The following is an 8,144-nucleotide window of genomic DNA, read 5'->3' as shown; positions in this document are numbered from 1 at the left end:
GGCCATCCAGCTTGGATGGTTTTTTTTGTACTATTTGAAAACTGAAATTTCTGACGTATTATTTTAAAAAAGGAGTCATGTCATTATGAAACAAGCTACTTCGAGTCGGCTCCACTACGCTTGGATCATTGCGGGTGTCACCTTTTTCATTCTCTTGGTTGGCGCTGGAATTCGCTCTGCTCCTGGTGTATTTATGGTTCCTGTTGAACAAGAATTTGGCTGGAGTCGCTCTTCTATCTCAATAGCGCTGTCCATTAATCTATTGCTATACGGATTGGTAGGTCCGTTTGCGGCAGCAGTCATGGATCGGTTCGGAATAAGGCGTATCACGATCATTGCTCTTATCCTGTTGGCATTGGGTTCATCCCTCACTACTTGGATGCAGGCTTCCTGGCAACTGACTGTACTTTGGGGAGTCGTTGTTGGACTGGGTTCAGGATGCACGGCTTCCGTATTAGGAGCAATGATCGCAAATCGCTGGTTTGTGAAGCAACGAGGATTGGTTATGGGTATATTAACAGCAAGCGGTGCAACAGGACAGCTGGTATTTCTTCCTCTTCTCGCGAGCTTGGCTGAATCAGATGGCTGGCGTACGGCATCGTGGGTGATTGCAACAGCAGCTCTGATCTTGGTTCCGATTGTGGCTGTCTTGATGCGTGATCGACCAAGTGATAAGGGACTTCAGGCATTTGGTGCGACAGAAGCTGATCAAGAAATAGAAGACATTAAGCAAAACCCTTTTCGTGCAGCTGTTGATGGTTTAGTAAGAGGATCTCGTTCCTTTGATTTCTGGTTGTTGGCTGGAAGCTTTTTTATTTGCGGTCTTTCTACCAATGGTTTAATCGGTACTCATTTTATAGCTGCTTGTATGGAGTACGGCATTCCAGCGGTAACGGCTGCAAGTTTACTCGCTCTCATAGGTATCTTTGACATTATCGGAACAACATTGTCGGGATGGCTATCGGACCGAATTAACAATCGTTGGCTCTTGTTTTGGTATTACGGTTTACGGGGATTTTCGTTAATGCTGCTTCCTGCAGCACTGTCCTCTTCTACGTTTACCTTGGGCATATTCATTGTCTTCTATGGCCTAGATTGGGTAGCTACAGTTCCTCCAACACTTAAGTTGACAACCGATATTTTTGGAAAACAGCAATCAGGAATTTTGTTTGGGTGGATATTAGCCGCACATCAGTTAGGTGCTGCTGTGGCCGCTTACGGTGGAGGAGTTATTTATACCATGTTGAATAGTTACTTCATCATGTTTATCATTGCGGGAATATTTTGCTTGATCGCTTCTGTATTGGTTATGCGGATTGGAAGGAACGCGCTCACGGCGAAAATTTCCGGGAACATGTAGAGGCAAATATATGGATTGAAAGAAAAACACCCGAGTGGACACTAGATCACTCGGGTGTTAGTTAGTTTTCAGGCTGCGAATACAAGGGAAGGATGATACGGAAAACAGCGCCGTGGAGTGGACCATTTTCTGCTTGGAGACGGCCGTGCGAACGTTCGATAATTGCTCGAGAAATAGCTAACCCCAGTCCGACATCACCATTTTTTCCTTTCACAAAACGATGAAATAAATGAGGGAGAAGCTCTTCCGCGACGCCTTCACCATCATCTTGTACTTCTATTTGGAGATGGCGTTTGCCTGATTTGATTTCGATCGTGATCTGATCCTTGGCATGGCGCAAAGCATTTCCAATGATATTCAACAAGGCTTGAAGAAACTTTCCTTCATCGACGTACACTAGGTCATTGGTTTTAGGCGGACGTACTGAAATCGTTACATTGTGTTGGAGCTGCAAAGGGTGTAAACGCTCAATGGCTCGATTCACCAGGTCAGTAGCGGAAAGCCATGAGGGATCAAACAAATTCTCTTCGCCTTCGAGCTTGGCCAACAATATAATTTCAGTCACAATATGCTTCAATCGATTGGTTTCCTCTACAATTACATCAAAACCTTTTTCAGCAGCATCATCAACAAAAACGCCATCGCGAATTCCCTCGGCATATCCTTGAATGGACATGAGAGGGGTTTTTAGCTCGTGGGAAGCATTCTGTAAAAATTGCCGCTGGATTTCATGGAAACGATCGAGCTCTTGTGCCATGGAGTAAACACTATTCGAGACTTCAGCAATTTCACCGCGAGCAGGAATGAGTTGGACTTCGGAAAAACGACGTGCTTGAACCTTTTTAATTTCTCTCGTCAATTTATGTAGTGGCTTCACCATACTACGCGTAATAAAAAAGCTGAGCAAAATGGTAGATACGGCTCCAATCAAAACGATGAGCAATATGTTATTCGTCATCTCCATACGAATGTCTTTTAGTCCACGTACAGGAGAGGCCAGAATCAGTCGTTGCTTTTCGTCGTTTTTAAAAGGTAAGTTAACGACCACATAATCATCGCTACCGACCATCCAAATGTTTCGATTTTGCCTTTTCTCCGCTTTACGCTCAAGGGCATCCATCCACTCATTCAAATTGGAAGAAGGCAGGGATGTGTAGAGCACTTTTTTCTTTTTTCCTAAGAGCAAAACTTCTATCTTGCGATTGGAGACGAGAAGCTTTTCGAGTTCTGCGACTCCTTCAGTTTCAATCTTTACATTCGATTCGTTCATTTTTTCAATCCAGAATCGACCTTTTAGGTTTAATTCATTCTTTTGCTGCTCGATTAAATTATCCAGCAAAAACGAATTGATCAGGGCAGCTGATACCCCTATAACAAGACAGAGAAGAAGGGCGAACATCAACGTAATGCGAAATTGGATACTCATTCATCCTTCGTTCCTTCCAATGTTCGCAGGCGATATCCAAAGCCCCAGACGGTTTCGATAGGGATCTTGTCCAGCTTTTTTCGGATACGACGAATGAGATCATCAACCACTCGATCACTTCCAAAATAATCGTATCCCCATATAAGAGAGAGCAGCTCATCACGGGAAAAAGCCCGATTCGGATGCTCCGATAAAAGGCTAAGCACCTGAAACTCTTTCGAGGTCACCTCTACTTCCTCCCCAAAAGAATAGACCAGACGTTTTTTCTTATCTAATACAAGAGCGCTGTTAGCAGCCTCTTCCGGGTTACTGTCTTTTGCAATGAAAGGGGATTCTTCCGCATGAGACTTCATCTGTTTCCAACGTTGGAGTGCCCGATTCACGCGTGCCACTAATTCACGAGGGCTAAAAGGTTTGGTGAGATAATCGTCGCTTCCTAGCTCTAGTCCAAGAATCTTGTCTACTTCTTCGTCGCGAGCAGAAACCATGATGATAGGCGTCTCTGAACCAGCACGAATTCGTCGGCAAAACTCATAGCCATTCATACCAGGCAACATGATGTCCAATACCCATAGATCGGGAGGATTCTTTTGCTCTAAAGTAATAGCCTCTTCGGCTGATTCAAGTGCAGTTGTAACATAGCCTTCCTTTTGAAGATAGGCTTCGACGATCTGACGAATATGGATGTCATCGTCTACGATAGCAATGTGAAAGGTCTTCATAGGATTCCTCCGCGAACCTTTAGATTCTCACTTTATTGTACATCTTCAAACCGACATAAGCAGTTATTGAAGACATTTCCCACACTTTTCCCATACTTTCTTACGTTTCTTACAATAGTGTAAGGAAGTTGAAACCCAAATCGATGGGACTACGTGTTCATTCCCTGTAAAATCAAAGTACATTCAATAAACGGAGGGATACACCATGAGAAAACTACTACAGATGATCGCGATTACGTTCGGATTGTTAATCGATACGAAGACAATGATTCGCTCCTCCGAATTGGAAATGGTCGTGAAGCTGTAAAGATGATCATAAATACATGTAAAATAACATGAAATTGTAGGGGCCAGAATGTAGGGGCCTTTTTTGTTTTGTGCGATGACCCAGCCTGAAACAGGGCTGGAATATTTAGGGATACTACGAAATCCGTGTGTATACGACCAAAATCGGTGGTAAATCTTGAGGAAATGGATTGATTCAACTGGATTTTTTGGACGTGTCCTCTCTCTATATGGTATAATGAAGTATTGTGATAACCAGTTGGAGGTTTACCCTTTATGGCAGAAGAAACTGCTCGGTTTCCAAAAGTCGATATTAGCCACGAAATGAGAGAATCGTTCATTAGCTATGCGATGAGCGTTATCGTCAGTCGGGCTTTGCCTGACGTTCGCGATGGTTTGAAGCCTGTACACAGGCGTATTTTGTATGCCATGCACGATATGGGCCTTACTCCTGACAAGCCGTTCCGTAAATCGGCAAACGTTGTCGGGGAAGTAATGGCGAACTACCATCCGCATGGTGACTCTTCCATCTATGAAGCGATGGTACGTATGGCCCAAGATTTTAACATGCGCTACATGCTGGTTGAAGGGCAAGGGAACTTCGGTTCTGTAGACGGCGACCCGGCAGCGGCGATGCGTTATACGGAGTCGCGTTTTTCCAAGCTCGCGCTGGAGCTTTTGCGCGATATTGATAAAGAAACGGTCGATTTCACTCCTAACTACGACGGACGCAAAGAAGAGCCGGTTGTATTGCCTTCTCGTTTCCCGAACCTGCTTTTGAATGGGGCATCAGGGATTGCTGTAGGTATGGCTACCAATATTCCGCCACATAACCTGACAGAAGTTGTTGATGGCGTCATTGCCATGATCGACAATCCTGATATTACGATTCAAGATTTGATGAAGATTATCAAGGGACCTGACTTCCCTACAGCAGGGGAGATTCTCGGTTACAGTGGTATTCGTCGTGCCTATGAAACAGGCCGTGGTTCCATTATTATGCGCGCCAAAACCCAGATTGAAGAGGATGGGAAAGGCAAACCGCGCATCATCGTAACAGAGATTCCTTATCAGGTGAACAAGGCGAGACTCGTGGAAAAAATCGCGGAGCTCGTGCGCGAGAAAAAAATCGAGGGCATTACCGACCTTCGTGATGAGTCTGACCGCAAAGGTATGCGCATTGTGATGGAATTGCGTCGCGACGTTATTCCAAAGGTTGTTTTGAACAACTTGTTCAAGCATACCCAAATGCAGTCTACATTTGGTGTGAATATGCTGGCGCTCGTTGACAGCCGTCCGCGTGTATTGAATTTGCGTGACATGCTCTATTACTATTTGGAGCACCAACGCGTCATTATCCGCAGAAGGACCGAATACGATCTCAAGCAAGCAGAAGCTCGTGCGCATATCTTAGAAGGCTTGCGCATTGCATTGGATCATATTGACGAGATTATCAGCTTGATTCGCTCTTCTCAAACCACAGAAGAAGCTCGTACAGGACTTATGGAAAATTACTCTTTGTCTTACGAGCAGGCACAGGCCATTCTCGATATGCGTCTGCAACGCTTGACTGGTTTGGAACGAGAAAAAATCGAGAACGAATACCAAGAGCTCATGGTGAAAATCGCAGAATTGCGTTCTATTCTTGCAGACGAAGGCAAAATCTATGCAATCATCCGGGAAGAGCTGGGTGAGATCAAAGAGAAGTTTGGCGATGCAAGACGCACGGAAATTACTTTCGATGAGAATCATATCGAAGATGCTGATTTGATCCCAGAGGAAGATGTGGTCATTACCCTGACGCATGATGGTTATATTAAGCGTCTGCCTGTTTCCACCTACCGTTCGCAAAAACGTGGTGGACGTGGCGTGCAGGGTTTGGGAACCAAGGATGACGATTTTGTCGAGCATCTGTACATTACCAACTCGCATGATTACATCATGTTCTTCACGAGCAAAGGGAAGGCTTATCGCTTAAAAGGATTCGAGATTCCTGATCTAAGCCGGACAGCGAAAGGCACCCCAATCATCAATCTCATTCAGATTGAAAAAGGGGAGCGGGTTAGTGCGGTAATCCCTGTGAAGGAGTTTGATGAAGAACATTACCTGTTTTTTGCGACCAAGAAGGGGATTATTAAGAAAACCACGCTGGAGTCCTATGAAAATATTCGCAAAGGCGGACTGATTGCGGTTAACCTACGCGAAGATGATGAGTTGATTGGTGTTCGTCTGACGGATGGCAAACAAGAAATCATCATGGGTACTCACAAAGGCATGTCCGTCCGTTTCAATGAGGGAGACGTACGCACAATGGGACGTAACGCCACTGGTGTGAAGGGAATTACCCTTGACGACGATGATGATGTCATCGATATGGACGTTATCAAACCGAATGCAGAAGTGCTCATTGTAACGGCGAATGGTTACGGTAAACGGACTCCTGTCGATGAATACCGCATTCAATCTCGTGGCGGTAAAGGAATTAAGACACACAATGTAACCGATCGAAGCGGTCCGGTCGTTGGTCTGAAAGTCGTTGAGCCTGAAGAGGATCTGATGATTATTACCACTTCCGGTATCATCATCCGCACAGAAATGAAAGGTATTTCTGTGATGGGGCGTTACACGCAAGGTGTGAAACTGATCCGTTTGTCTGAAAATGAGCAAGTGGGATCAGTCGCCAAGTGTCCTCCAACTGAGGAAGAGGATATGACGGATGAAGATGTGGAAGAGAGAATCGAAGATCTGCAAGACGGAGAGACTGTCGAAGCAACCGAGCCTCCTGAACCTACCGAACCGACAGAGGAATAAAGAAAATCACGACGAAAGCGTCCCGCATAATGTGGGGCGTTTTTTCGTGTAAGTCCAGAAAGTTTGTTCTACCCAGTGCTTTTTTCCTGCAAATGGTTTGGGTTTGGAGTAAAATTGGGAAATGGATACTATATCATTAACAAGTTGGATCGGGTGGTGAGCAGGTTGCCCAATGTGGAAGTGAAACAACTGACTCTTGGAGCGAAATTGGCTGAAGACGTATTTACAGCATTGGGAGGCATTCTTTTTGCAAAAGGAACCCCTCTCTATGAAAGAGAAGTTCAATTCTTAGAAGCGTTCATGATCAAGCAGGTACAAGTAGAGGAATCAGGAGGGGCTTGGACTGACCAAGGTGAACCAACTAAGGCAGATACGCCAGAAGCTTCTGATAAGTTTATCCAAGCTAAACCTGTGTTTCAGGAGTCATTTGATAAAGCAGTGTCTACACTGAAAAATTTGATGACCCGCGTACAAGGCGGCAATAACATACCCGTTATGGAAGTCAGAGAAGTTGTGACGCCGATCATTACGGAGTTTCAGCAGCAACCACAAGTCCTTCTCTCCCTTCGGCGCTTTGCAAGGATGGATAGCTATGCCTACGAGCATGCCATAGCGGTTGGGATGATTTCTTATATGATTGCAAAATGGGTCAAGGTGCCAGAAAAGGAATGGATGCAGGTCGCATTGGCGGGTACATTGCTCGATATAGGAAAAACGAAAATTGATCGGCGGATTTTGCAAAAACCAGGGAAGCTTACGCCAGACGAATTCGAAGAGATGAAGAAGCATACCGTTTATGGCTACCAAATTATTAAGTCATCCCACGGTTTAAGTGAAGGTGTAGCATTAGCGGCTTTGCAACATCATGAGCGAGAAGATGGTTCAGGCTATCCGCTAGGTTTGCCTGGTTCTAAACTGCATTTATACAGTAAAATTGTCGCCGTGGCTGATGTGTATCATGCAATGAGCTCGGATCGTGTGCACCAAAAGGCACTGTCACCCTATCAAGTCGTGGAACAATTAGTGCAGGATAGCTTCGGGAAACTTGATCCTACCATTGTTCGGACATTTGTGGAGGGGATCACTCAATTCGCTGTAGGGACGCTAGTCGAATTAAGTGATGGAACGATTGGGAAGATCGTATTTACAGACCGTAATCACCCAACGAGACCAATGGTTGAAACAGGTGGAAATATCGTAAACTTAGTCGAAGCTCGACATTTATCTATTATGAGAGTAATGGAACAGTAAGGGAGAGAGGCGAGTGATTCGCCTCTCTTTTAATATAATTTAAAGAAATTCAATTTTATTATAAAAAACTCTTGTGCTGTTTAAAAATACGTGATAAGATACTTCTTGTCGCTTCGGTTGAGGCAACACTTCAAGAAGAAAAGTTACATAAGCTATTTACTTCTTGAGCATTGTTTGATAAAGTATTGAATTGTCGCCGCTAAGCGGAACAAGATTTTTTAAAAAAACATCTTGTAAAAGCCTAGGCGGTATGATAAGATAGAAAAGTCGCCTCGAGAGAGACGAGAAA

The 8,144-nt window shown here is 44.6% G+C and carries 5 protein-coding genes; 3 read left to right on the top strand and 2 right to left on the bottom strand.

Annotated elements, in window-relative coordinates; all coding sequences use genetic code 11:
* Positions 1–85: 85 nt before the first annotated feature.
* Positions 86–1,360, top strand: a complete 1,275-nt coding sequence (locus HPY27_RS29720; protein ID WP_174226579.1) for an MFS transporter — start codon at positions 86–88, stop codon at positions 1,358–1,360.
* 61 nt (positions 1,361–1,421) lie between these two features.
* Here HPY27_RS29720 and HPY27_RS29715 read toward each other — a convergent pair whose 3' ends face one another.
* Both HPY27_RS29715 and HPY27_RS29710 read right to left on the bottom strand, forming a co-directional pair.
* A complete protein-coding gene (locus HPY27_RS29715; protein WP_017246853.1) occupies positions 1,422–2,786 on the bottom strand; it encodes a sensor histidine kinase in 1,365 nt (454 codons plus the stop codon).
* Positions 2,783–3,508, bottom strand: coding sequence for a response regulator transcription factor (locus HPY27_RS29710; RefSeq protein WP_174226578.1), 726 nt, complete (start codon positions 3,506–3,508; stop codon positions 2,783–2,785). The genes HPY27_RS29715 and HPY27_RS29710 overlap by 4 nt, the downstream gene beginning before the upstream one ends.
* Positions 3,509–4,069: 561 nt before the next feature.
* Here HPY27_RS29710 and gyrA point away from each other — a divergent pair.
* On the top strand, positions 4,070–6,604 hold the full coding sequence (gene gyrA, locus HPY27_RS29705; RefSeq protein WP_017246856.1) for a DNA gyrase subunit A: 2,535 nt from the start codon (positions 4,070–4,072) through the stop codon (positions 6,602–6,604).
* Between the two features lie 165 nt (positions 6,605–6,769).
* Complete coding sequence (locus tag HPY27_RS29700) at positions 6,770–7,855, top strand: HD-GYP domain-containing protein (RefSeq protein WP_017246857.1); 1,086 nt, start codon at positions 6,770–6,772, stop codon at positions 7,853–7,855.
* The last annotated feature ends 289 nt before the right edge of the window (positions 7,856–8,144 follow it).

The sequence above is a fragment of the Brevibacillus sp. HB1.1 genome (genome assembly GCF_013332445.1).
Taxonomy (GTDB): domain Bacteria; phylum Bacillota; class Bacilli; order Brevibacillales; family Brevibacillaceae; genus Brevibacillus; species Brevibacillus porteri.
This window is presented reverse-complemented; position numbering and strand designations above follow the sequence as displayed.